This is a genomic window from Acinetobacter sp. Gutcm_16, from assembly GCF_028649355.1.
Taxonomy (GTDB): domain Bacteria; phylum Pseudomonadota; class Gammaproteobacteria; order Pseudomonadales; family Moraxellaceae; genus Acinetobacter; species Acinetobacter johnsonii.
Genome location: NZ_JAQSUV010000028.1, coordinates 21,102 through 45,756 on the forward strand (window position 1 = coordinate 21,102; position 24,655 = coordinate 45,756).

Consider the following 24,655-nt stretch of genomic DNA (forward strand, 5'->3'; position numbering starts at 1 on the left):
TTTTTCTCCTTATTTCCAGCCTTCAAACCACAGACCTTGGCCAAAATCACGATCTAAAATCTCTTGAACGTGTTTTGAGTTTTGGAATGCTTGCACAAAAGTCGCAAGTTTTTGGTTTTGGTCTGGATAGTCTTTGCGTGTCACAAATAAGATGGCGTTTTTCTTGTCTATCGGATCAAGAAAAAGGGCATGATGCGGATCTGTGACTTTGGCCATTTTTAAATAATGTGGGAAGCCAAAAATTAAATCAGCATCATTAAACGCATGAGCAGTTTGTGGGCCTTCGACTTCAATAAACTGAAGCTGTTTAGGATTGCTCACAATATCTTTTACGGTAGACAGTTCATTGTTAATGTCTTTGAGCTGAATCAACCCTGCACGATGCAGTAAAATTAGAGCACGTGCCGAGTTTACAGGGTCATTGGGGATGACCACACGTGCTTGAGTGGGTAGTGCATCTAAGGACTTATATTTTTTTGAATACAGTCCGACATGACTCCCTGTTCCAGTAGCGAAAGCGTGCAAATCATAGTTTGTTTCGCGAATGGCATTACGTAGAAAGACGCTTTGTTGAAAAAAGTTGGCATCAATGTCACCATTTTGTACAGCAACATTTGGCGCATGCCAGTCAGAGAATTCAACCAGTTTGACCTGAATGCCTTGTTTCTTTACCTCATCTGCCACGCTTTGCAGCAGTTCGGCATAAGGTGGGCTAATACCAATCGTTAAGACATCATCTTGCGCATGGCTTTTGCTATAGCGGTAACCCGCTATAGCAAAAATTACCACGATGACGCTTAAGCCAATCAGCCATTTTTTTCGATTTTGAGTGAAAGATTGCGTCATGGCTTATACTCACTTCCAACCAGGGAACCAAAGTTTTTCACCAATTTCACTATTCAAAGTCTGTTTAACTTTGTCTGATGTTTGATAAATCTTGATGAATTTTTCAAGTTGCGCGGCTTTCTCTGGATGTTGCTGTTGGTAGTCGTCACGCACCACAAATAAAATCGAATACAGGGTATTGGTGTTGTCATCTAAGATCAGCGCATCATTTGGGTCGATGGTTTTTGCAAGACGTAAATAATGTGGATAGCTAAAGACCAAGTCAGCATCATCAACGGCACGTGCAGTTTGTGGACCTTCAACTTCAATAAACTGCAGCTTTTTAGGATTGCTCACAATATCTTGCAGGTTCGATAGATGATTGTTCGGATCTTTTAAGCTAATCAATTTAGCCTGTTGTAACAGTAAAAGCGCACGACCTTGATTCACTGGATCATTTGGAATAACTGTACGTGCATTTTCAGGAATCGCAGCAATCGAGTCATATTTTTTTGAATATAAACCGACGTGTGTGGTGACGCCTTTATCCAGTGCTTTGAGTTTAAATTGGGTTTCTTTAATGGCGTTATCTAAGAAGGGCTGATGCTGAAAATAGTTGGCATCAATATCACCATGGTTGAGTGTAATATTCGGGGTATTCCAATCGGAGAACTCCACCAGTTTGACGTTAATGCCTTGCTGTTTTGCTTCTTCCACAGCCACCTTTAAGGGATTGGCAAAGGGTGGGCTGATACCGATCACCAGTTCAGTGTTGCTCGATTTTTTATGATAAGACCAAGCCACCAGTGCAATGACGATGGCAGTGACAATTACCCCAATAACGGTAAATTTTGTTTTTGCAGTTTGAGCCATGATATTTCTCGTATTTTAAAATTTATGCGGTTTGTTTTTGCTGTGTTTTAGAATCAGGGTTCGAGCTTTGACATCGATACTGCTGTACAGGGTGGTTTGCGGTCAGTCGGTCACCTTGAGCGAATAATTTATGGCGTAAACTACCTGTTTCATAGGCGGTTTTATAACGGCCACGCTCTTGTAATTCTGGGATGACCCAACGAATAAAGTATTGATGTGACTCTGGGGCAACGGTTCGTGTGAGATTAAAGCCATCTATGCCAGTTTCATCTATGAGCTGAATGAGCTTTTCTGCTACAGTTTTTCCACTCCCGACGATCAGTGGATAGCGCCCACCGAGTACATGTTGGGCTTTCAAATCCGCTCGCGTAACTTTTTGCTCTTTAAATTTGTTATTGACCGAGGCAATGCTATTGGTTTGTTTATAAGGAATCGCTTCATCATCTGTGAACTGCGCTAAATCAATTCCGACTGAACTGGAAAAATGCGCCAAACCTGCTTCTGGACTGGCATAGCGAATATATTCGGCCAGTTTTTCTTGTGCGAGTTCGTCCGTTTCTGCCGTCACTACACTAATGCCAACAAAGAGTTTAATGGCTTGCTCATCACGGCCATGGCTTAAGGCAAGTGCACGAATCTTATCGACTTGCTGTTTCAGTTTTTCAGGTGTGTCAGCACCAATAAACATGGCTTCAGCATGTTGAGTTGCAAAGGCTAAGCCTTTGCTTGAAGCGCCCGCTTGATAAAGTACAGGCGTGCGCTGTATAGATGGGGAAACCTGAAAAACACCCTGACTTTGGAAAAATTTGCCTTGATGCTGTATGGCATGAACTTTTGAAGGGTCGGTAAAGACACGGTTTAACTTATCTTTTTGTACGGCATTGTCTTCCCAAGAACCTTCCCAAAATTTATAGCAAAGTTCGAGAAACTCTTCAGCTTGTTCATAACGCAAGTCGTGATCTTTTAAACCTTTTTGACCAATTAACCGTTCTGCGCTGTCTAAGTAACCCGTGACAATGTTCCACCCAATACGACCATGGGTTAAATGATCGAGGCTCGCAAAGCGCCGTGCAAATTGGTAAGGCGACTCATAGCTCAAATTTACAGTGACACCAAAACCTAAGTGCTGTGTAACGGCAGCCATGGCAGAAACGAGGGTACTTGGGTCGTGGCTTGGAAGCTGAATCGACTCTTTTAGGGTTAAATCCAGACCATTTTGATAAACGTCGTAGACACCCGTAATGTCGGCGATAAATAAACCATCAAATAAACCTTGCTCTAAAGTTTGCGCCAAATCTGTCCAATAGTTGAGCTCATTAAAACGATGTGACTCATCTCGTGGGTGTGTCCACAAACCGTGATTGATGTGACCTACGCTATTCATATCAAAGGCATTCAGGATGATTTGTTTCGCGGTTTTATTTTGAGATGATAGTGTCATTACAATGTCCCTCTGCGTGGCGGAAGTACACCGTTAAGAAGATAATTGGCAATGAAGTAATATTTCCAACGTGACGCATCATGTAGCGTGTGAACACGGGCATTACGCCAAAAACGGTCTAGGCCATCTTCACGCTGACTACCACGACTGCCTGCCAGTTCAATCAATTTCGAAGCGGCTTTTAATGCGGTTTCTGTGCTATGTGCACGAACTTTCGCTACATCGAGAGAAGCTTTTGCAATGTTCTCTATGGTTGGTTGGGGACGTGCTGCATCGATTGAACGAGCCGCTTGTTTGAGTAAGACTTCACTGGCACGAACATCGGTAACTACTCGTCCCAGTTCAAACTGAGTTAAAGGATCATCGGTTGCCTGTTCAACAGCAGAGTCAATCCATGGACGAGCTTGACGCACACGAACCAGTGTTTCCTCAAAAGCAGCACGTGCAATGCCTGTTTCAATGGCGGCATGCATAATTTGGGCGAAAGGCCCAACCAGAGTCGGCCTAGAAAAAGCTGTATCGAAAGGAATAATATCTTCTGCATCTACAGCGACATGATTGAATTTGACTGTGCCGCTGCCTGTGGTACGTTGACCAAAACCAGACCAATCATCTATCAGTTCGAGTCCTGAGCTACTCCGTGGGATAAAGACCAGAAACTCTTTGTCATCGGCATCTTTGACTAAAGTGGGGATGCGGTCTGCAAACAGACTGCCCGTGCAATAAAACTTTTCACCATTGACCACATAACCTTGTTCAGTTTGGCTGAGTGCAGTTTGTTTTTGCGTTGCATTTTTAGTTTTGAACTCTGCCAAGGCATTACCAAAGCGTGCACCTTTGAGCACTTCTGCATAGAGTTTACGCTTTTGTTGTTCAGTACCGTTGTTACGTAAAACCTCTAAGGCATAGAAATGGTTCTGGGGAATTTGTCCAATCGAACCATCCACACCACTCATTAGTGCGATAATTTGCGCGACGGTATAGCTTGAAACATCTGCGCCTCCGAATTCCTTCGGTACAGTAATGGCCCAAAGTCCAGATTGACTATAGGTTTCGATTTCCTCAAAAGGCAAAATACGTTCCGCATCACGTTGGATAGCCTGTTGTTTAAACTGCTCAGCTAAATTTTTGGCAATCTCTAAGGCTTCGGCATCGCTTTGAATAATATGTGCGTATGCCGTGTCTTGGGATTGAAGTGGAAGAATAGGTTGAAATGAAGTCATGACGTTCTCCTTAAATCCAAGCGTGGCGAGCAGGGAAAGTGTTGTTCAAATAGTAGTTACCCAGTGCATGCAGCTTCCAGCGGATCGGGTCGTGTAAGGTATGCACACGTGCATTGCGCCAATGTTGATCTAAATTATGTTGGCTTAGGCTCGAACGACTGCCGCCAAGCTCTAGGAGTTTTTCAGAAATTTGTAGTGCAGCATCATTGGCATAGACCTTTGCTTCAGCGACTAAAATAGAGGCTTTAGCTGCTTGTTCGGCACTGACAACGCTCAGTTGGTCGAGCTCATCTAAATATTCAGCAGCTTCATCGAGCAGTAAAATAGCGGCATCTAACAGGACTGCGGATTTGCCGACTTCTTGTAAGGTGTAATGTTCAAAACTGGCTTTCTCAACTTGCGCATCGACAATTGGTCGGGCTTTTTTAACTGCTGATAAAGTGTCTTCGAATGCGGCTTCTGCAATACCGACATCAATCGCAACTTGCATTAACTGCGAGAAAGCACCGCGATAATTGACGTCTTCAGCCAGTTTCCGCTCGTCAAAGATAAGTAGTGGATCGACTTCAACCCGTTGTAATTTTACTGTGCCGCTTGAAGTTGTACGCTGACCAAAACCATTCCAGTTATCGATAACTTCCACACCTTGTGTTGTGGCATCAACAAGCGTCAGTACCACATATCCTTCAGGGTGAATGGCTTTAATGGCTAACCAATGAGCAAAGCTACTGCCTGTAGAGTAGAACTTTTCACCATTGACATAGTAACGACCATTTTCAATGTTTAATGTTGTACTCAGAGTTTTAGTGTCTTTGGTATTTCGTTCGGGGCCGCCATTGGCAAGGCGTTTGCCGTTTAATATTTCATTAAAAATAAACTGTTTTTGTTGTTCGCTGCCCAAGATATCAATCATGTTGAGCAGTGCAATTTGGTTTTGTGGAATTTGGCCAACACTTGAGTCGGCTTTATTAATAATGCGAAAAACCTGAGCTAAGGTTTTGTTGGAAACAAATGCGCCTCCAAAAGCTTGAGGAATACGAATACCGCCTAATCCTTTTTGGCTAAATAACTCGACTTCAGCAAAAGGAAGTTGACGGTTCTGATCACGTTGATCCCGACCTTCTAAGGCAAAGTCAGCGACATGATAGGCTGCATTAATTGCATCCTGATCATTTTGTATCACGTGAATATTTTTAGAGAGTGTATGAGACATAAAAGCACCTTTACTTAATGCCTATACGCTACTTGGGATTGCTTGAATGATTAAATGAAGGATTTTGAATTACTTAGCAGCTAAAAAGTTAAAAATAAAATATGCTAAGTTTAATCATTTAGATGATATGTTAAGAATTTGAAAAATAAGGAATAACTAATTTAACTGAGGGCTGAATGGGATGATCAAAGTCTTACTTATCAAGATTTGAGATATTGTAGAGAAAAAAATGTATAAATTTGATAAAGGCTGTTGAACATTTGCTAGGCAGTTTTGAGTAAAAAGTACATTGTAAATCCTAAATACAGTGACTAAAGTATCCAACTGAAATAGATGGCTTTTCTGAAAAGCCAAAATAGAAAAATAAATGTGGAGCATTTATGAGAACTTTATACCAGTTTCCTTTATCTCATTTTTGTGAGAAAGCTCGCTGGTTGCTCGATCATAAAGAGCTAGATTTTGTCGCACAAAATGTGGTGCCTGGGGTTCACCGGGCTTTTGCACAGTTAAAGACCGGTCAAAATAAACTGCCTATTTTGCGTGATCAGGACAAATGGGTCGCTGATACCACCGAGATTGCGTTATATCTTGATGAGCGTTATCCAGAACATCGACTGTTACGTAATGAAGCACAGCTTCGTAAAGAGGCTTTAGATGTTAATGCGTTAGCCAACGACTTGGGATTGCATGTGCGTCGTTGGGGGTTGGCCCATGCATTGTCCGATAACGATCAATCATTACAGATTATGTTGGGTGAAAAGGGGTATTTACGTAAATTTGAAAAATACACCAAACCTTTAATGAAAACTTTGATGTCGAAAGGTTATGAGTTGAATGCAGAGAAAATAGAGCATTCTAAAGCCGAAATGCAGCGTTTAATTGAAGTATTGAATGAGAAGTTAATTGCTAATCATGGACGTTACTTTGTCGGGGATCGTTTAGGTTTGGCGGATATTGCTGTGTGTTCGATGTTAGCACCTGTGCTAGAAATTAAAGGGACACCTTGGGAAAAAGACCATGAGGAAAGTCTATCTGAAGAATTTAGTGCTTATAAGACCTATTTAACCAATTTACCCTTGGGGCAGTATGTTTTAAGAGTCTATCAAACCGAGCGCAATGCTCGAGTCGACTGGCGCGGCGTTTAAAATAAGCTCAAGACAAATAAGGCAAAGGTGATGTGTGATACAGACAGCCTTTGCCTTTCTTGTATTTTCAATATCATGATTTATAGAAGCTGAATAGAAAGTTTCCCAGTCTATTTATAACTTTGTAAAAGATCATGGCACTCTTTGTCTAGAAAAGCTGATATCTTTCTATTAATCTGAAAATATATGAAAAAAAACTGCAAATAAGCTTTATCTTTCATTTGAAATGCTTAATATGAAATAAACACCTATAAACATAAGTTGTCATGAGAGTTAAATAATGGAATTAGACCGTTTTGATAAGCAAATTTTAGAAATTTTAAGTAATGAAGATATCAATCTAAACGAATTATCAGAGCGTATTAATCTATCGGTCAGTTCAGTACATCGTCGTATTAAGCACCTTATTGATAACGATATTATGACCAAAGTTAAGCGTGATATTAACTATCAAAAGCTCGGTTTTAGTCTACATGTTTTGCTACAAGTATCTTTGAGCAAGCACGATACCGACACTTTTTCCAAGTTTTTAGAAGAGCTAGAAAATATTCCTGAAGTGACCAATGCCTTTTTAGTGACAGGGCAGTCGGCAGACTTTATTGTTGAAGTTGTTGCAAGAGATATGGAAAACTATAGTGATATTTTACTCAAACGCATTGGTAAAATCGAACATGTGGTGGCACTGCACTCAAGCTTTGTGATTAAAGAATATAACGTTTTTAACTGTAGTGGTTTGTTGAGCAAAGTCTAAGTCACGCTGAACTTGTATGAGTCTAATGAGTATTAGGCTTCCTACTTTCAAAAGTTTGCATATTATCAGCGACAATAAGAGCACATGAGCTGTGTATGTTAGAGGTGCTACAGCAGGATGATGTTACTATTCAATTGGTCGTGAAAAACGCTCAGTGGCAAAGTTTTCTGATATTTCGTGATCGTTTGTTGGAAAATCAAAAATTAGTGGCGGCGTGTAACCAATTAAAGCAAGATAGCCAACATTTAAGCATGGATAAATATCGTTGAAAAACAGCAATATTTATTTAAAGGGTATTCAATCAGCCATAAAAAATGCGCTCCCAAAGCTATATTTGAGAACGCATTTTTATAAAGCAGTAGATCAGGCGTCTAATTCTGCCAATACCGCGTCAGAGAATTCAACGTTGGTATATACGTTTTGTACATCATCTAAATCTTCAAGCATATCAATCATTTTCATAATCTTTTTCGCTTGATCGATATCGGTGATTTCAGCTTTAGTTGAAGGGCTCATGACCACTTCAGCATTGTCCGATTTTAAACCCGCTGCAGTCAAAGCATCTTGCACATCACCAAAAGATTCAGGTGTAGTAATGACTAAGATTTCATCTTCATCGACTTCGATATCTTCAGCACCTGCTTCAAGTGCTACGTCCATGATTTGATCTTCTAAAGACACATCTTCAAAAGTGATTTCACCACGTTTTGTGAACAAGAAAGCAACTGAACCGTTTGTGCCTAAGTTACCATCTGTTTTTGAGAAACAGTGACGGACATCCGGTACAGTACGGTTTAAGTTGTCAGTCATGGTTTCTACGATAACTGCAACTCCACCAACACCATAACCTTCGTAGGTAATTTCTTTTAAATCATCGTTATCTTCACCACCGGCACCACGTTGGATTGCACGGTTGATGACATCACGTGTCATATTTACAGAAAGTGCTTTTTCTACAACTGCACGAAGACGTGGGTTGCTTGCAGCATCACCACCGCCAAGCTTTGCAGCAGTTGTTAATTCACGAATAAATTTGGTAAAAAGTTTACCACGGCTAGCATCTTGTTTTGCTTTACGATGCTTAATATTGGCCCACTTGGAATGACCCGCCATGCGAAATATGCTCCTTGTAGATTGGCTTTGTGCCTATCAAATTGTGCAAATTCTACCATAAGCACTTTTTTATGCGAAAGTAGGTGTTTTTCTGAAAATCGCCTGAACAAACAAAAAAAGAATTAAAATTGTTTGAAATAAAGCCAGTTATTTAAAATTTACCCTATGAGGCAGTTCACTTTAAAAATTAACTATTGGGAAACACTCACAGAGACCTAAAAGAATTGGGTTTTCACATTCTTTTAGGTTAATTAAACGACCTTATTGTGCAGCAGTCTTAGGTTCAGGAATCTCAATATCTAAACCAACATGCTCTTTATAAAGTGCTTTAATAAGCGCTAAGTCATGATCTAGATCTGTTGGGTAGATTTTTCCAAAAATACCACCTTGCTTGGTTTTTGAGTTCGCGTACATCAGCACAATAGGCACATTGGCTGCTTTAGCAATATGCCAAAACCCAGTACGAATAGGTTTGCGTACTTCACCTGTTTTGGCACGTGTCGCTTCAGGTGCAATGACTAAATTGAATTTTTCATTTTGGCTAAAGTGTTCAACCATTTGAGACACAATGTCTTTATTTGACTTACGATCGACCGCGATACCACCAATGGCTTCGAGTATGGGCTTCATTGGCCCTTTGAATAATTCTTTTTTAATCAGGGTATGGATTTTCATATCGTAGATTTGAAAAATCGCCAGTGACAAGACAGCATCCAACATAGAAGTATGTTCAAAACCAATAATGACTTGCTTGTCTTCCAAAACGTTTGGTTCTACATGATATTTCCAGCCTGCGAGTTTAAACGCAGACTCACCAATGAATTTTTTTAACATGAGCATAAAAATACAAGTGTTTTTTAAAGAGGCTAATGTCTGCTTGTTTACGGTTTGAGTCAAGTCCTACTTGATTGCACTTGCTACTTTTATGAATGGGTTTGAATCCTAAGTAGTTGAAGAAGTGGAGGGTGAAAATGGAGTATTAAGATGTTTTAAATATAATCAAATAGAAAATAAATATGGTGAAAATGAAAATACCACTATTCATAATCTAAATGACATATTAGACTTTGGTCTAAGACTAAAGTGTGCACTTTCACACTTTAACTTTGGTTTAACAAAGTTCAGGATTGTTAAAATGGCTTATCTTTCGACTTTTTTATGTGCAATCGTTCTCTTTGCTTTAGTTGTTCTATGGTCAATTGTTGAGTTTTTCATTGAGTCACGAAAAAAAGAAAAAGTCGGTATTTAGTTTTTATCCAATTTAATTAAATTTTATTATTCTAGTATTTATAAGTACTTTTGAGTCTTAGTATGTAACTCAAAGATCGTGAAAGACCTGATATGTCAGTTTGATGATCTAAATTTTCCCGATTGTTTGGATAGTGTACAACCATGTATGAAAAAGCTTGTCTTTTGAAAAAATCTTCGCTAGTATTCATTTCGCCTGAACTTGTTGATATATAACAAATTCAGTATATTAGGGCCTATAGCTCAGTTGGTTAGAGCAGCGGACTCATAATCCGTTGGTCCCGTGTTCAAGTCACGGTGGGCCCACCAAATTTTTCAAGGACTTACAGTAACTGTAAGTCCTTTTTAATTTCATGCTGTGGCACATTTGTGCCATAAAGTATGGAACTTACGACTTCAGCATGTCTACTTAAATTTGCTGGAGCTAAGTGTGCATACCTTCTGACCATCTCAGAACTTTGCCAACCACCCATCTCCTGAAGATCATATAAGGGTGTGCCATTTTGCACTAACCAGCTCGCCCAAGTGTGTCTTAGATCATGCCAACGAAAGTTGACTATTCCAGCTCGTTCTAAAGCTTTCCGCCAAGCCCGTGTATTTATATTTGCAATAGGCTTTTTACGGTATGTAAAAACATATTCTGGATGATTCCCAAGCTGAGTTTTAAGTAAATTAACTACATGTTCACTTAACGAAACATGGATATCTTCTTTACCTTTTGCTTGATCACCGTAAATCCATGCCGTTTTTCGCTTTAAATCAACTTGTTGCCAAGTAAGATTTAAAATATTGGCTTGTCTTAGTCCAGTTGAAAGAGCAAATACCGTTATTATTTTCTGATGGGGAGGTAGCTCATCAAGTAAAATCTTAACTTGCTCAGCTGTAATCCATCTAACACGGCGTTTGATTTCTTTATACATCCTTACTTTCGGTGCTTTATCAATCCATTCCCATTCATTACAAGCTCTGTTAAGGATTGCTCGAATTAAGGCAAGGTATCGATTTGCAGTTGCAGCACTCGATTCTCGTTTTTTAATTTCACCTATAGAAATAATTTCATCGCGAGAAATGTCCATTAGGATTTTTCCGCGAAGAAACTGCTGTAACCAAGTTAATTTACTGACATCATCTTGGTGAGTATTTTTATGCTGAGTTTCATCCAACCAACGTATACCAGCTTGATCCCAAGTGTAAGTCGGTCTATCACCTAGCTTTTGTACTCGCCAAAATTCAGCTTTTAATCGATCATGGAATTCTTGCGCTTCGACTTTATTTTCCGTTGCAGTAGTGCGTCTAATTCGCTTACCGCTCGGTGTGGTGAAGTCAACCCACCATATGTTGTTGCGTTTGATAAGTGACATTGTTTTAACTCCATTGATGAAGTCACTTGCAACGCTTGCCTAGGACTAGCATAAAATGAGCGTAAATATTCAGCAAGATCATCTTCAATAAAAACCCATGATTTTGCTGGTTTAGCTGCTGGAATTTGTCCAAGTTTAGCTCTTCTACGTAATTCTTCAGGGTGCATACGAAGGAAATTAGCTGCTTCATTTAGACTAAGCGTTTGCATGTGCTTCACCTTTTTTATAGTTCAAGTTGCTGTTGAGCTACGGCATAATCTAGACTCGTATCTTTTTGTCTTGATCGTCCCATATTCACTTCAATCAGTGTTTCAATTTCTGCTGAACAATAAAAATGGGTTTTTTCTCTGGCACGGCTAGCTGCAACATAACTCCATTCTCGATCCATCATTGCATCTGAAGAGAGTACAAATGCATGGTCTACAGTCATCCCTTGTGCTTTATGCACCGAAATTGCATAGGCATGGTCAATTGCGGTATAAGCTGATTTTATGTTTTCATCATCAGTTAAACTGAATTCAACTATTTTGCTATCTTCTCGTTCAACCTGAAATTGCCAATGACCATCTTGATTGATCTGGATCTTTTTCAGTATCCCAACATCACCATTGATAATCCCCAACCTGCGTTGGTTTTTGCAAAATAGGATTTGATCACCCACTGCAAATTCACGAGAAGTACGTACATCATTGAGAATGGTTTCAACTTCACAATTTGCGCCCAATTGTCCTGATTTATGCATTTTTAAACGTGCAGCTTGATTGAGTCGGTATAAATCATTGCGCGTTCCTGCGAGCATCAAAGCTGATGCGAATGGCTGTTTAATTTTGGCTTGCCACCAGTCCTCAATTAAATTTTCTATAACTTTTTCCTGTGTAGATTGTACGTGCAAACTACCTTGTTTACGCATGGCTGCTAATGCTTGCTCACTTTGACCTGTGGAGAGCTGCATCACAATTTTTCTGTCTTCTAGCATTTTTTGCCTCTGAATATTTTGCAAGGATGCATAGCCAAGATTTTGTGCCAGCAAACGAAAAGCCCCACCTGCATCAATTGGCTGTAGTTGCTGTGAATCACCAATCAAAACAACTTTTGCCTTTACTTGATCTGCATAATCAAGTATTTGTGCTAATTGTCTTGACCCAACCATGCCAGCTTCATCAATCACCAATACGGTTTTACTAGTCAGTTCTGTTTTTTCAGTATTGAGTTGATGAATTAATGAATGCAAAGTTTGCGATGGAATTTGTGTAGATTCTTGCAGGCCCTGAGCTGCTTTTGCTGCAAGAGTTGCACCTCGTACGTCTAAACCTACATTTTCCCACGCTAGATGAGCAACACCGAGCAAGTAGCCTTTTCCTGTGCCGGCCATACCTTGAATGATTTTGACGCCACCAGATTGAGTTGTGATATGTTCTAAAGCCAATTGCTGTTCTCTGGTCAAATTAGCATGTTCAATCAAGAGTGGATCAATAACAATTTGATGCTTCGTTTCATGTTGCCGTTGTTTCGCTTGGTCAAGTAAATGCTTTTCTAAAGTGAGTTGTGCTTGCGTGGTAAAACGTAACTCAGTTTGATCAAGCCCTCGATCCAATTTGTGATTAATCGCTTGTAACTGCACCAATTCCGGATCATGCAATATTTTATCAACATATTGATTCACCCCATTTGCATGTAAATGGCCTTGGCTTGCAACAGCCACCGCATGATAAAGTTGCTGTGGTGTAAAGGTAGACATTTGTTGATGCAATTCGCTAAATATTTCGATTGGATTAAGTAGCGAATGCTCTGTTGATCGAAAATTTTGGCATTGCTGCACTAAATCAGATTGATAGCCCAATTGCATTGCTTCACTTTGCCACTGTGCAAATAGTTGAGAGCGTGAAATTTCACCTGTTTTATTTTCACGAGTAGCAAAGGTAGCAATTTGCATACCTTGCGCACTGGTTACACCATGTTTTTCGGCTTGTTCAAGGATGGCTGTTCTACGTTTAGAAAAGGCATCACATAGGTTTTTCGGTATCCCATTGATGGAAAATGACTTATTCATCTCTGGTTCAATATGAAAACCCAATTGCTGTAATTCGTATGCTAGTTCGGCACGATAAACAGCACCTGTTGCCAACTTCCATCTTGAATCAAAATCAATTGCACACACTGAACCATCTACTCGTAAGCCCAGATTAGCAACAAGGACATGCGTATGTAATTGCGGGTCTTGCATTCGACTGGTGCTGTGTTCATACACAGCAGCAATGACTTGATTGATTGAACCCGACATTTCGCCACGATCACGGCTACTAAATGCGTATTTTTCAAGAAATCTAACCCCAGCTTCAACTGCCTTTTTTTGTGCATTTTGAATTGCTGTTTTGGTCTCAGCATTAGATAGCGCCCATGCGACACTCACACCTTTTGGGGCGGAAAATGTCATGTCCCATCCACCCTTATGCTCAGTTCCAGCATTTGAGGCTAAGGCCTCACCCGTAATCGGGTGATAGCCTTGCAACATTTTTCCAAGTTCTCCCACTTGTACTTCATCGTTGAGGTGCATTGCTGATTGTAGTTGACCGAGCCAATAACCAGCAGGTTCGCCACCCAATTCGTAGTAATCTTCAGTTGCCAAACTCTCATAATACGTTGCAACTTGCGAGCTATTAGAGATGGATTTAAAACTCATCATGACTCGTCTCCACGCTTATCAGACTTTTTAATTAGGCGTTTTTTTCCTGTGTTTACGGCAGCGTGTACAACGTGATCTGACACATCTGCAACAGGGATCTGATTAATCCATTCAGCGAGTTCCACGCCTTCACGGACTTTTTCAAATTTTGTAATTGGCCATGTAAGGCGAAGTACAGCATCCCACCCGGTGACGGTCATCCAACCGTGAATTCCACGCTGTAAAGTAGGTTGAGGCAGTTGAGATATTTCAGAGGGTGCAACCAGACGTTGAGATTGGGTGAGTGGAATTCGTTTGCTGTTTTCATCAAAATCTTCAGTAAAAATCTCACGATCACCGATCAATTTTGATGCAAAATCAGCTCCTGTGCCTGACCCCATACTTAAAATGATTTTGGTTTGCATCATGCTAATAAGTGAGTTCACTTCATGCTGACCGTAATTATCTACAAGTAAGTCAAAATCTTGTATTCCTAGCCAAATACAAAGACCCTTAGATCTACCTAATGCAGCGAGGTTCTTGAGCTGTTCAACATAAGGGACCTGAGCAATTTCATCGAGAATAAAATGGATCCTTCTGGTCGAAGAATCTGTAAATGTTGGTGATAAAATAAACTTACTAAGCACATTTAATATTGAACACACATATGTGTCACTAATGGTTGGAAATGCTTTGCTCACTTGCAGTAATAAAATTGGCTTTTCTCCAGAATCATCTGCAATCCAATTTCTTAAGCTCAGTCCACCACTTGATGAAGGCCAAGCCTTTGCAAATTGTCGTAAAAAAGATAGGTTCGCAGCTAAAGAGAAATCGACACTATCTGATGATTTGCTATCTTCACGAAAAATCTTGAGTCCAATCGGGTAATCTCGTTTGAATGCTTCAATTACCTGTTCACGTGACCACTCTAAATATTCAGCTAAATTTTTCCAGCCCCATTTCGTACCATATTTATGTTGTAAACACACAATAAAACCGATCAAGGCTACACGGCTTGCATCACTAAAAACAGCATTATCACCTTCAATAGCTGGTATTAAGGAATGAGCAAGTAACCCAGCATCCAATTCAGTCTGTATGTCTTGCCCAACATCCCAAACCACACCACGAGTATCCCACGGGGCAAGTATAATTGACTGATTTTCATCAAAAATCTCAGTAAAGTCGCCTTTGTTGTCCAGCAGAATGACCTTTGCGTTAGGTTGCTGTTCTAAAACATCTAATAATGCTGGTTTCAATATCTGAGTTTTACCTGCATTTGGCGCCCCCCAATACACCAACCCTCTAGCTTCTACACCAATAGGCAAACGAAATTGTGGGTGAATTAATAAACCTTTAGGTAAATCAGTTGTTTGCTGTTGTTTGTTTGTTGCTTTAGCTTGCTTTTTTGCATAATTCACTGCATCTGAACCATTGAGCAAAATTGCTCCACGCGCATGATGTTGATCTAAAGGCTTAGCACATAAGTAGCCAAGGTAAATAGAAATTGGTGCAGAGAGAATCAACGGCAAATAGAAATGCCATAGGAACAATGTTTTGTACCCATAAACTTTTAGCAGTGCTGCAATATCTAGCCATGATTTGGTTTCGATACCTAGCGTAGACAATGTGCAACCCCATAAAGCTTTTTTTAATAGAGGCCAATCTACCCAATCGATATCACGTGAGAAAGGGATTTGCACTTGCCAAGAAAGGTATTCAAGTGCAATTGTTGTTGCAACGAAAGTAGCACCAGCAACGGCTACACCTTGTTCAATTTGCCATTCTAATGGTTTGTTTAATGAGTTCATTGTAATTCTCCAACATCAACATCAACATCAAATTCATCAAGTTTGGTAATAATTTGATTTTGGCCTTGGCGTAATAATTTAACTTGAGTTTCAATCGCTACTAGTTTTTCTAAGAGTTGGTCTTTGTGACTCGATTGGCTAGATGCAAGAATACGACGTATCACATCTGCGACAGTCACAGCCTCTTTTTCTGCTTGACGCTCTAGGGCGATTGCGAGAGCTAAAGGCATACGTACTGCAAAAGGTTTAGTTTTCACAAACACCTCCAAGATGTAACTGCGTAACTGTGCTTAAAGCGTTGAATTGGTAAGTTAACTGTGTAAAATGATTACATTTAGAGTTAGTATTTACGGGGATCATCCCTGTAATGGGAGTCAGGTGTATACTTTTCTCTAAAATGTGTCGTGTAACGTACTTGATATTTTTTAACGTCATAGTGAATCCTCATTTTTGGTTCAAAATGATGTTATTTTCTTTTGATAAAGCTTACCTGCAAAAAATCCGGAAAATACTAAGTGGCTGATAAATTAAAGATAAATCAGAAATATTTTGGATATTTTAATCAAAAATTTTATACCTTAGATGCTGAAAGGGCGGGTTGTTTAAAAGAGTTTAAAATTTTCCTTAAACTATTGAAGAATAATAATATTGTAGTTGCTAGCCCTTGCAAGGGTGAGTTTGTCTATGGACAATTAAATATTCTAGTGAAAATTATTGAAATTTTTTCAACTAAATTCCAATTTTATGTTGACCAGTTTTACGAGCTTAAGGAAGACTTAATAAGCTCAAATGTTTCATTGCACTTAGCGGATGCTTTATCAAGTAAACAGGCATGCTACAATTTCTCTCAAATTCTGTATCGTTTATATAAAAAATATGATGCTTACTATTCTGTTGATCTCGAATTAAAAGAGTCACAGAGATTACTTAATAAAACTTTGGGGATTGAAGTAACATCACAAATTGATCTCGATGAATGGAAAATAGCAATTGATTTTCTATATTTTTTTTCTGAAATTCTTTATAATTTGTCAAATGATAAAATCGCTAATGTTTTTATTAATAGTGTTGAAAAAAAACAAATAACTATTTCAGATAAAGATATTTTAAATTGGTGTCCATATTGCTTTAGGAGGACTAGAGGTACAGGTAGTATAGAACAACTATATTGTAAGGTTGAATCTTTAAAGGATATAAATGAATTTTTAGAATCTATGGATACTAATATAGGATTGGAAAATATAGATGAATTAAAAAATTATTTTAATAAAAATTCAGCGGTGAAAAATAATGTTGATGATATAGTTAGAATATTGAATAATGGACTAGAAGTAAATAAAATAAAATATTCAAAGAAATCCTTATTAGTAAAGCATATACTAAATTTACTAGAATATAAACCCAAAAAAAAATTAACTTGTAGAATTCATAATTCTACAGATGATAAAACTTATAGAGCAGCAAAAAATAGAGCTGATAAACTAAGTGTAGAAGATAGAGATTTTATATATCAAATACATTCTGAACGAATTTCTTATGAATTACAAAGACCCCGATATGAAATAGAGTTTGTTACCAATCAACAGTGGAAAAATTTTGGTGATTCTTGGATTAATGCACTTAAAAATTTATTTCCCAATGAAGATTTGTCTCAAATAATAAATTGGAATCAATTTGTAGCTAAATTTCACCTATTGTTCGAGAATTATGAAGAAACTACTACTAACCCAAAGTGGTTAATGGATATTTTTGTAGAAGCTGAAATTTGGTTAAATTTAGAAAAAAATAATCCTAAAATTGATAAAAGAAGAAACCATAAATAATAAAATTCGAAATTTAGTTAATATTAAATAAAAAGAAGACCATTAAATATTGTTAGATTGTTGTTCACAACAATCTAACAATTAAACTTGTTTATATGTTTCTTAAGCCTTTCAAAATTAAGTGAATAATTTCATCTATAAAAGGTGTTTCCATTAATTTAATATATTCTTCCGAAGTTAGACCTGTATTTTTAGATAAAACACTAATATCTAAATCCATTAATTTATCTTTGATTTCATCATAGTTGACGGAATAACCATTAGATTCAAGGACAGTCAATAAATCTGCATACAGCTTATTTTTTGCTATTTGCCAATCTTGTGTTAACGTAGAAACTATCGTTTTATTTCTGATACTTTCACAGATGTCTTTAACAATTCCCCCTAAACCACCAATCAAATAAATAGGCTTAGAATTATCAACAGCTATCAAAAACTCTTCTAATACACCAGGCATTTTTCCTATATAACCCGTAGTTTTACCACCTGCACAAATTCTGATATCTGATTCGTTGATAGATTTCTCTCTCATTAACGTTAAACATCTAGACCAAATATATTTCGCTTCAACATCCTCAGGAATTAAAAAAACTGAGTTATCTACCTTGTGTTGTATATCTTCAGGTATAGAGTACTTAACTTGATTAAGCACTTGGAAATGATTTAACTCCCATTCTTTTGTATTAGGCAGGAAATGTAATGGCCAAGAGAGGTGATTCTGTACTTCAAATTTTTTATCTGGAAGACGATTTTGTAAAATACTAGCTTCTTCTAAAATAAATTCAGTAAATCCATTAGGCCTTAAATCACCACCATATATTAAAGTATTTCCTCTCACGAGAAGATGTCTAGCTAACTCTTGAGATAGTCTCTTTAGCTCATCGGGATGAGTATTTCTGTTTGTAAAATCATTTTGTTCATCTTCTGAAATTGAGATTCCAATCTTTTTATTTAGATTAAGTTCTTCTTCACTGTGCCACAATGGAGTTGAAACTTTAATATTCAAATACTTTGTCCAATCCATTTCTTCAGCGTAGATCGGTGGCTCTGGATAACAAATCGTCAGTTGTTTATCTTGTTCTAGATCTTGTTTCAGTAATATTGCATTCTGAATTTCAGGAGGCCTAGCTAGAATTACAGCATCTTTATCAACCCAAGATCGCATTTGATAATAGTTCAATAATTTATTCGAAAAATTAAAACGAATAGTTTCAATTAATGCTGCAACTAAAATGGTCAAAACCTCATGTCTAGATGGATCTTCCGAAGGGGTTATATGAACACATGGCACATTCGCTGCTGGTGGGAATATTCTGTCTTCATATTCTTTAAGACAATTTACAGCAATGATCGGTCTATTCGTTTTCTTCGCTTCGAGAATTTCTCTCTGGCACCAATAGCGTGATGAATACTCATCAGTAGTAATTGCTATGAGAGTAGATTGATTAATATGACTAATAATTTCCTCATCAAATCGATATCCCGCTGAAATTTCAGAGGCATCAAAGAATTCTTTCATATTTGTAGTATTAATAAACTCTTTTATAGACTTTGCATATACTTCGCCTATACCACCTTTCTTCGCATGACTTAAGAACAGTCGCACTGATGTGCTAGACCCATGTCCGCTAAATTGATGCTCGTTAAAACCATAACGATATAATTCGTGAGATAGATGTAATATAGATAGTAATTTTTTATTTTCTTCCTCAAAATTAAAGGCTCTTATACAATTAAGACTATTTAAGCTGCCTTGTTCAATCGTATGTTTCATGCCATGCTGATCTAATGCAATGGGTACTACATAAGCAGTTTTACTAATTATAATATTGTTAAGAAATGAGCGCCAAAGGACATTACCAAGTGTATTACTGCTTAAACAAATAAAAATTACATTATTTTGTGCTAAATAATTTGGTTGCTTTGGTGGATGATCACAACCACTATAAAAGAACGTAGGGATGTTTAACTCTCTAGAGAAAGGTCTATCAATATCTCTCGTTAGATATGATCTAAAATCACCGCAAACCTCATCAAATGCTTTCTGATCAGACTCATGCCAAATAAAATATGCTGCAAGTGGTGGAGTGATAATACTTGTCAATTGAGGGCTCCATAAATTTTATTAAAAGGTGTCAAGTTAGTGAATTTATTGTATATTCAACAATAACATATGTTACAGATTTAATTTTCTTGTTCTGGCAACTACTATTCAAAAAAATATGAGGTATGCTCTATGGCAAAAAAAAATATCTTTATAAGTCATATACATGAAGATGATGATGGTCTAAAAAAGACAAAAGATCTAATGAAAACTAAAGGGTTTGAAATTAGGGACTTCTCTATAAACTCCAATAAACCGAATAGTGCCAAGGCTGAGGAATACATTAAGTACCAAATTTTAGCTCCACGAATAAAGCAATGTTCAACTCTAATGGTTTATATAACTCCTCAAACTAAAAACAGTCATTGGGTAAATTGGGAAATTGAGTATGCACAAAAATTAGGCTTAAATATTGTAGGTGTTTGGGCTCATGGTCATCAGGGATGCGAAGTACCAGAACAGCTTGAGAATTACGCTAATGCAATCGTCGGTTGGAATAGTAATTGTTTAGTTAACGCAGTTAATGGGGATAGTATTTTTGAAGGATACAATTCACCAAATGTTGCAAGACATCTCTGTGGATAATAAAACATGAAGATTATTTCCTATGTAGTAAGAAGAGATTATGGTTTTGCTCCTAATCCTTTTTTTGATTACTGCACTCTAGCTACCTGCAAACCTGATATTCGAAAAAGTGCTGTTATTGGAGATTGGATAATTGGCACAAGTTCTAAATCAACAGGTAATTCTAATAAGTTAGTCTTTGCAATGAAAGTTACAGAAAAATTAACATTTGATGAGTATTGGGGGGATAAAAGATTTCTTATTAAGAGGCCCATTTTAGAGCGTAGCAGGAAATTTCAGTATGGCGATAATATCTATCATCAGGAAAATTCTGAATGGGTTCAAATAGCATCACATCATTCTAATGAGGATGGAAGCATTAACGAGCTAAATGTTGCTACTGATACGAAGACAGAAAGTATTCTAATTAGCGAACATTTTTATTATTTTGGAGGGAATGCTGTAATAATTCCTGAAAATCTTCGTAAGATTATTAAGGTAGGTCCAGGCCACAAATATGTAAATAGTGATTTACACGATGATTTTTTAATTAATTTTTTAAGTGAGTATGATTTAGGGATAAATGGCTCACCTTTGGAATGGACTAGATTGCATTCACAAAAAACTCCTCAACTTACTTTCCAATTTTAATCTTCAACTATCATTTCATTAAAATTCTTATCATAATAAATACCAAAGAGATAAACGTAAAAATAAGAAGTCCAGTTCTTATGAGTAGTTTCCCTTCTATAGCATGAACTTCTTTCCTAATATCAATTATCTCTTTATGATATTTTTCTTTAAGATCATCAATATCTTTTTTTAATTTGAATGGTGAAAATATATCACCAGTCATGTCGGTAATCTTATCGCTAGAGATAGTAGTAATAGGTTTGTCTTTTTTTACATAATTATTACTTGAATAATCTCCATTAGTAATACCATTTTGATCTAAATCTGCATACCAGATTAAGGCAAAAGGATTTCCTTTTTCTAAGACCACATCACTTGGACCAGCATTATAGACAGAAAAAGTAAGTTTACCTCTCCAGCCTGGATCTACATGGAAGCCTGATACATTTATTAGACCTTTGTATTTATATTTAGCTTTAAAAGAAATAAAGGCAATATTTTGATTTGGAACATGAACTTCTTCTTCTGTGATCAGAAGAGCAAATTGCCCTTTAGGAATTATAAATTGAGGTTCTTCTACTGTAAGTATTCTCTTAACCTTACTATCATTTTCGGAATTAGGGGTGATATAAACTTCAGACCCAATTGTTAAAACTAGAGAAGCACAATCAATTGCTGTATTAGGATGATTTGGAACTAAAATCCTTTTCTCTGTATTTAAACGATTACCACTCCAGAACATTATTTAATATCCTTGTAACCATCTTTATAATTGCCGTAATCGTCAAAGAATTCATGTCGATTTTCAACTTCATACATTCTATCTGAAATAAGAGCATCAATATTTGAAATATCATAAATATAGGCTAGGGTTATGAGAATTTCAAAAATTTCGACTGTATATTTATTAAAATTGGGTCTAAAAGGATGATCTTCGACATGATCCAATGACTCAACACTTTTTAGTATCTGGCTTGCAAGAATACACATATCCATAGCAAGATCTAAGCCATGCTCAACCTTTGCTTTTGTATATCCTTTACGAGATAAATACTCTTGAGCAATACTGTTTCTTAAGTCGTCTAACGATGATAGCTGTAAGTGGGCCGCGGCTAAATGGTTACTTAAACGATAAGTAAAAATGTTTGCATAAGAAAAGTTAATTATTAAAGAATCAAGCACATATTTACGAACTTTTACTAAATCTTGAGGATCTCGAATTTGTTCTAATATTTGCCCACTGTATTTACCTATATGAGCAGCCATATGCTTTACTTTACCTTGAGTACTTAAAACCCAAACGTCTTTATGATAGCGATCATCATGAGCTATTTGTTTTGTTTCAAGTTTTTTAAGGATTTGTTTAACAGACATAGACGAAGAACCAGATTTACTCATAGCACATTCTATAAGATAACATAATTTTTGAAAACGACATTTTTTTTCATTGTAATCTGAAAATTCTGCATGTTTTTCAAATAGATAGACGGCTAGGTAGGGAAAGCCTTTCGATAATAAAATAACAGATACGATGAAAAAAAATGCGTAAATCCAAATACTTGATAGTGGTTCATAAAGATAATTAAAGTTGATAAATAATAATGTAATGATCCCAATAATAAGTGGTGAACCCATTCCCTTGAAAACTACTTCACACTTAGGTTTGATAATTTTTAAATAATTATTTCCTTCAATATCAGGTACTTTAACAAAATCACTTGAGAAACTTAAGAGATAGATAATGTAGTTAATATTCGGAATTTCATGTTTAAGAGCAAACGCTATGAAGCGACCGCTAATATTGGGCTTTTTGGATATTTTTTGTGCAAAAAGTTCTCTATTCTGAATATTTTGGTTTAATGAGGATTTAGTAAATTTAGTTCTAAATTCCTTTATCAATTTTTCTTGCTCCAAGATTTGATCTGTAGAAGCATTATTAGAATAGCGCTTATAAATAAGTTGTAAGGTGAAAATTAGATAGCATAATACTGGTGATATAAGCAGATAATTTTTTAAAAAATTTAAAGATTCCTCAAAATTCATTGATAGCTATATCCAATTTAGTGTAATGATTTAAAAAAGTACAATTTTACATTGAAATATTTGATTTATAAATAGTTTATATCTGAAATTTTGAGCTGACATATAATAGAAAAAACGAAATTTCGAGGAGTTAATTTGTAAAATGATGACAGATATGCATATAAAAACTGTTGTACAATAACTTTAAAGCATTACATAATTGATCTATTTTTTATTTATGTAATTGATTTATCAAAGTATTTTAGTTGAGTTGTAAGTAGTGATTTATAAAAAACAGCAAGTAAATTCCTCTCATCAAGGTAACACTAATTATCTTCATTATCTAAAATCATTTGATCTGTCAGTAGCCTATGAAACTTATTGGAACTTTGCTTGTAAAAGGCAAGATATTTATTTTAGTAGATTAAATCAGGAAGAGAGGCCATGGACACAGGATCCAGTACTTCATGTTCACAAATTCACAAATGCTTACCGTGCATCAGACCGCGTAAGTCAATACTTAATTAAAAATGTGATTTATAGAGATGATCTCCCTAATTCTGCTGAAGAAATTTTCTTTCGTATTATGCTTTTTAAATTATTCAATAAAATAGAAACTTGGGAGTTACTTGAACAAAGCTTCGGATCGATTAGTTTTAAAGATTATAGCTTTGATGCTTATGATAAAGTCTTACAAAAAGCTATGGAACGTAAGTTTAGGATTTATTCAGCAGCTTATATTATACCACCTGCTAGTTCTTTTGGATTTGATCGGAAACATCAAAATCACCTGCAATTATTGCAGAAAATGATGAGTGATAATTTAGTTGGTAAGCTAGCTAAAACTAATAAAATGAAGCAAGCGTTTGAGCTAATTAAATCTTATCCAACAATGGGTGATTTTTTAGCATATCAGTTTGTGACTGATATAAATTATAGTGAGATAACAAATTTTTCAGAGATGGAGTTTGTTGTGCCGGGTCCTGGAGCTCGTGATGGTTTACGAAAATGTTTTAAAGATAACAAAAAATTTAATGAACAAGAATTAATACAATTAATGGCAGATCACCAAGAAGAAGAGTTTAGTAGATTGGGATTAAGTTTTAAATCTCTATGGGGGAGACCATTGCAATTGATTGATTGCCAAAATTTATTTTGTGAAGTTGATAAATATTCTAGAGTTGCTCATCCGGAGATCATGGGTGTATCTGGTAGAACACGTATTAAGCAAAAGTATAATTATACAGGTGAGATTGAACAACCCTGGTTTCCACCTAAATGGAATATTAATGAAAAAATAGCTCAGTCATTCACTTTGTAGATTTCTAGATAGTTGCCTCTGATCTTTAATTAAATTAGAAGGCGATTATTTAGATATGAAACACATTCAACAACTAAATTTTAATGTGTCATTATTGTGTCAATTCGTATGTAGAATGAGGTTTAGTTACATTGATTTTATACTTAAAAAATAAGGGCAAGCGTTATAAGTGATTGATTAATTGTAAATGTTTTTTTGAAAATACGGACTCATAATCCGTTGGTCCCGTGTTCAAGTCACGGTGGGCCCACCATATATATCAACCACTTAGGTGTATTAATCCTAAGTGGTTTTTTTATAGTTAATTTCTTGTAAGCACTATGTAAGCAATTAAAAAATCAAAAAGCTTACATACTTATAATGTTGTCTTGTTATTGAATTTCATTTTGAAGGTTTTAATTCTGACTTATGACCATCTGAATCAATCTCATATTTCCTAAATGTCTTTTTAATATAGAGATTGGCTAAGGCAAGTTGGTCTCTATGAGGGCTTATTTGGTGAATCCGTTACTCATTTTTTTT

Annotated in this window: 22 protein-coding genes and 1 tRNA gene; 8 read left to right on the plus strand and 15 right to left on the minus strand. The window is 36.6% G+C overall.

Annotated features, from left to right (window positions below; translation table 11 throughout):
- Nucleotides 1-9 precede the first annotated feature (9 nt).
- From PTT44_RS06915 to PTT44_RS06935, 5 genes are read right to left on the minus strand one after another with little or no spacing between them, the layout of a single operon-like run.
- Complete coding sequence (locus tag PTT44_RS06915) at nucleotides 10-846, minus strand: MetQ/NlpA family ABC transporter substrate-binding protein (RefSeq protein WP_168159324.1); 837 nt, start codon at nucleotides 844-846, stop codon at nucleotides 10-12.
- A 9-nt stretch (nucleotides 847-855) separates the two neighbouring features.
- The gene (locus tag PTT44_RS06920) at nucleotides 856-1,698 is read right to left on the minus strand and encodes a MetQ/NlpA family ABC transporter substrate-binding protein (protein WP_168159323.1); all 843 of its coding nucleotides are present in this window, start codon (nucleotides 1,696-1,698) and stop codon (nucleotides 856-858) included.
- Nucleotides 1,699-1,720: 22 nt separating this feature from the next.
- A complete protein-coding gene (locus PTT44_RS06925) occupies nucleotides 1,721-3,139 on the minus strand; it encodes an LLM class flavin-dependent oxidoreductase (protein ID WP_168159322.1) in 1,419 nt (472 codons plus the stop codon).
- The gene (locus tag PTT44_RS06930) at nucleotides 3,139-4,362 is read right to left on the minus strand and encodes an SfnB family sulfur acquisition oxidoreductase (RefSeq protein WP_168159321.1); all 1,224 of its coding nucleotides are present in this window, start codon (nucleotides 4,360-4,362) and stop codon (nucleotides 3,139-3,141) included. Before PTT44_RS06930 ends, PTT44_RS06925 begins: the two co-directional genes overlap by 1 nt.
- A 10-nt stretch (nucleotides 4,363-4,372) precedes the next feature.
- A complete protein-coding gene (locus PTT44_RS06935) occupies nucleotides 4,373-5,575 on the minus strand; it encodes an SfnB family sulfur acquisition oxidoreductase (protein ID WP_168159320.1) in 1,203 nt (400 codons plus the stop codon).
- A gap of 380 nt (nucleotides 5,576-5,955) precedes the next feature.
- Here PTT44_RS06935 and PTT44_RS06940 point away from each other — a divergent pair, with 380 nt between their 5' ends.
- The 3 genes from PTT44_RS06940 (at nucleotide 5,956) to PTT44_RS06950 (ending at nucleotide 7,740) form a co-directional block, all read left to right on the plus strand.
- Complete coding sequence (locus PTT44_RS06940) at nucleotides 5,956-6,720, plus strand: glutathione S-transferase family protein (RefSeq protein WP_078426520.1); 765 nt, start codon at nucleotides 5,956-5,958, stop codon at nucleotides 6,718-6,720.
- A gap of 280 nt (nucleotides 6,721-7,000) precedes the next feature.
- Nucleotides 7,001-7,471 (plus strand): Lrp/AsnC family transcriptional regulator, encoded by a 471-nt coding sequence (locus PTT44_RS06945; protein WP_004693423.1) that lies wholly within the window; start codon nucleotides 7,001-7,003, stop codon nucleotides 7,469-7,471.
- 95 nt (nucleotides 7,472-7,566) lie between these two features.
- Nucleotides 7,567-7,740, plus strand: a complete 174-nt coding sequence (locus PTT44_RS06950) for a hypothetical protein (protein ID WP_168159319.1) — start codon at nucleotides 7,567-7,569, stop codon at nucleotides 7,738-7,740.
- A gap of 94 nt (nucleotides 7,741-7,834) precedes the next feature.
- Here PTT44_RS06950 and PTT44_RS06955 read toward each other — a convergent pair whose 3' ends face one another.
- Both PTT44_RS06955 and PTT44_RS06960 read right to left on the minus strand, forming a co-directional pair.
- Entirely contained in the window at nucleotides 7,835-8,584 is a 750-nt protein-coding gene (locus tag PTT44_RS06955; RefSeq protein ID WP_004693421.1) for a YebC/PmpR family DNA-binding transcriptional regulator, read from the minus strand.
- 261 nt (nucleotides 8,585-8,845) lie between these two features.
- Nucleotides 8,846-9,418: a 1-acyl-sn-glycerol-3-phosphate acyltransferase gene (locus tag PTT44_RS06960; protein ID WP_026056467.1), complete on the minus strand. Its 573-nt coding sequence runs from the start codon at nucleotides 9,416-9,418 to the stop codon at nucleotides 8,846-8,848.
- A gap of 646 nt (nucleotides 9,419-10,064) precedes the next feature.
- Here PTT44_RS06960 and PTT44_RS06965 point away from each other — a divergent pair.
- A tRNA-Ile gene (locus PTT44_RS06965) sits at nucleotides 10,065-10,141 on the plus strand.
- Between the two features lie 14 nt (nucleotides 10,142-10,155).
- Here the strand turns inward: PTT44_RS06965 and PTT44_RS06970 are convergent.
- From PTT44_RS06970 to PTT44_RS06990, 5 genes are read right to left on the minus strand one after another with little or no spacing between them, the layout of a single operon-like run.
- The gene (locus PTT44_RS06970) at nucleotides 10,156-11,184 is read right to left on the minus strand and encodes a tyrosine-type recombinase/integrase (RefSeq protein WP_273795586.1); all 1,029 of its coding nucleotides are present in this window, start codon (nucleotides 11,182-11,184) and stop codon (nucleotides 10,156-10,158) included.
- On the minus strand, nucleotides 11,070-11,402 hold the full coding sequence (locus PTT44_RS06975) for a helix-turn-helix domain-containing protein (RefSeq protein WP_273795574.1): 333 nt from the start codon (nucleotides 11,400-11,402) through the stop codon (nucleotides 11,070-11,072). The genes PTT44_RS06970 and PTT44_RS06975 overlap by 115 nt, the downstream gene beginning before the upstream one ends.
- A gap of 14 nt (nucleotides 11,403-11,416) precedes the next feature.
- Nucleotides 11,417-13,876, minus strand: coding sequence for a MobF family relaxase (mobF, locus tag PTT44_RS06980; protein ID WP_273795575.1), 2,460 nt, complete (start codon nucleotides 13,874-13,876; stop codon nucleotides 11,417-11,419).
- The gene (locus tag PTT44_RS06985) at nucleotides 13,873-15,666 is read right to left on the minus strand and encodes a type IV secretion system DNA-binding domain-containing protein (RefSeq protein WP_273795576.1); all 1,794 of its coding nucleotides are present in this window, start codon (nucleotides 15,664-15,666) and stop codon (nucleotides 13,873-13,875) included. The genes mobF and PTT44_RS06985 overlap by 4 nt, the downstream gene beginning before the upstream one ends.
- Complete coding sequence (locus PTT44_RS06990; protein WP_273795577.1) at nucleotides 15,663-15,923, minus strand: hypothetical protein; 261 nt, start codon at nucleotides 15,921-15,923, stop codon at nucleotides 15,663-15,665. The genes PTT44_RS06985 and PTT44_RS06990 overlap by 4 nt, the downstream gene beginning before the upstream one ends.
- Nucleotides 15,924-16,181: 258 nt before the next feature.
- On the opposite strand from PTT44_RS06990, the gene PTT44_RS06995 reads away from it, so the two are divergent.
- On the plus strand, nucleotides 16,182-17,489 hold the full coding sequence (locus PTT44_RS06995; protein WP_273795578.1) for a hypothetical protein: 1,308 nt from the start codon (nucleotides 16,182-16,184) through the stop codon (nucleotides 17,487-17,489).
- A gap of 91 nt (nucleotides 17,490-17,580) precedes the next feature.
- Here the strand turns inward: PTT44_RS06995 and PTT44_RS07000 are convergent, their stop codons facing one another.
- A complete protein-coding gene (locus PTT44_RS07000) occupies nucleotides 17,581-19,593 on the minus strand; it encodes a TIR domain-containing protein (RefSeq protein WP_273795579.1) in 2,013 nt (670 codons plus the stop codon).
- A gap of 132 nt (nucleotides 19,594-19,725) precedes the next feature.
- On the opposite strand from PTT44_RS07000, the gene PTT44_RS07005 reads away from it, so the two are divergent.
- Both PTT44_RS07005 and PTT44_RS07010 read left to right on the plus strand, forming a co-directional pair.
- Complete coding sequence (locus PTT44_RS07005; protein WP_273795580.1) at nucleotides 19,726-20,178, plus strand: TIR domain-containing protein; 453 nt, start codon at nucleotides 19,726-19,728, stop codon at nucleotides 20,176-20,178.
- Between the two features lie 6 nt (nucleotides 20,179-20,184).
- Nucleotides 20,185-20,808, plus strand: a complete 624-nt coding sequence (locus PTT44_RS07010) for a hypothetical protein (RefSeq protein ID WP_273795581.1) — start codon at nucleotides 20,185-20,187, stop codon at nucleotides 20,806-20,808.
- A gap of 10 nt (nucleotides 20,809-20,818) precedes the next feature.
- Here PTT44_RS07010 and PTT44_RS07015 read toward each other — a convergent pair whose 3' ends face one another.
- Both PTT44_RS07015 and PTT44_RS07020 read right to left on the minus strand, forming a co-directional pair.
- Nucleotides 20,819-21,532, minus strand: coding sequence for a dCTP deaminase domain-containing protein (locus PTT44_RS07015; RefSeq protein WP_273795582.1), 714 nt, complete (start codon nucleotides 21,530-21,532; stop codon nucleotides 20,819-20,821).
- Nucleotides 21,532-22,833 (minus strand): hypothetical protein, encoded by a 1,302-nt coding sequence (locus PTT44_RS07020; protein ID WP_273795583.1) that lies wholly within the window; start codon nucleotides 22,831-22,833, stop codon nucleotides 21,532-21,534. The genes PTT44_RS07015 and PTT44_RS07020 overlap by 1 nt, the downstream gene beginning before the upstream one ends.
- Nucleotides 22,834-23,092: 259 nt before the next feature.
- Here PTT44_RS07020 and PTT44_RS07025 point away from each other — a divergent pair, with 259 nt between their 5' ends.
- Nucleotides 23,093-24,133, plus strand: a complete 1,041-nt coding sequence (locus tag PTT44_RS07025) for a nucleotide kinase domain-containing protein (protein ID WP_273795584.1) — start codon at nucleotides 23,093-23,095, stop codon at nucleotides 24,131-24,133.
- Nucleotides 24,134-24,655: the final 522 nt, after the last annotated feature.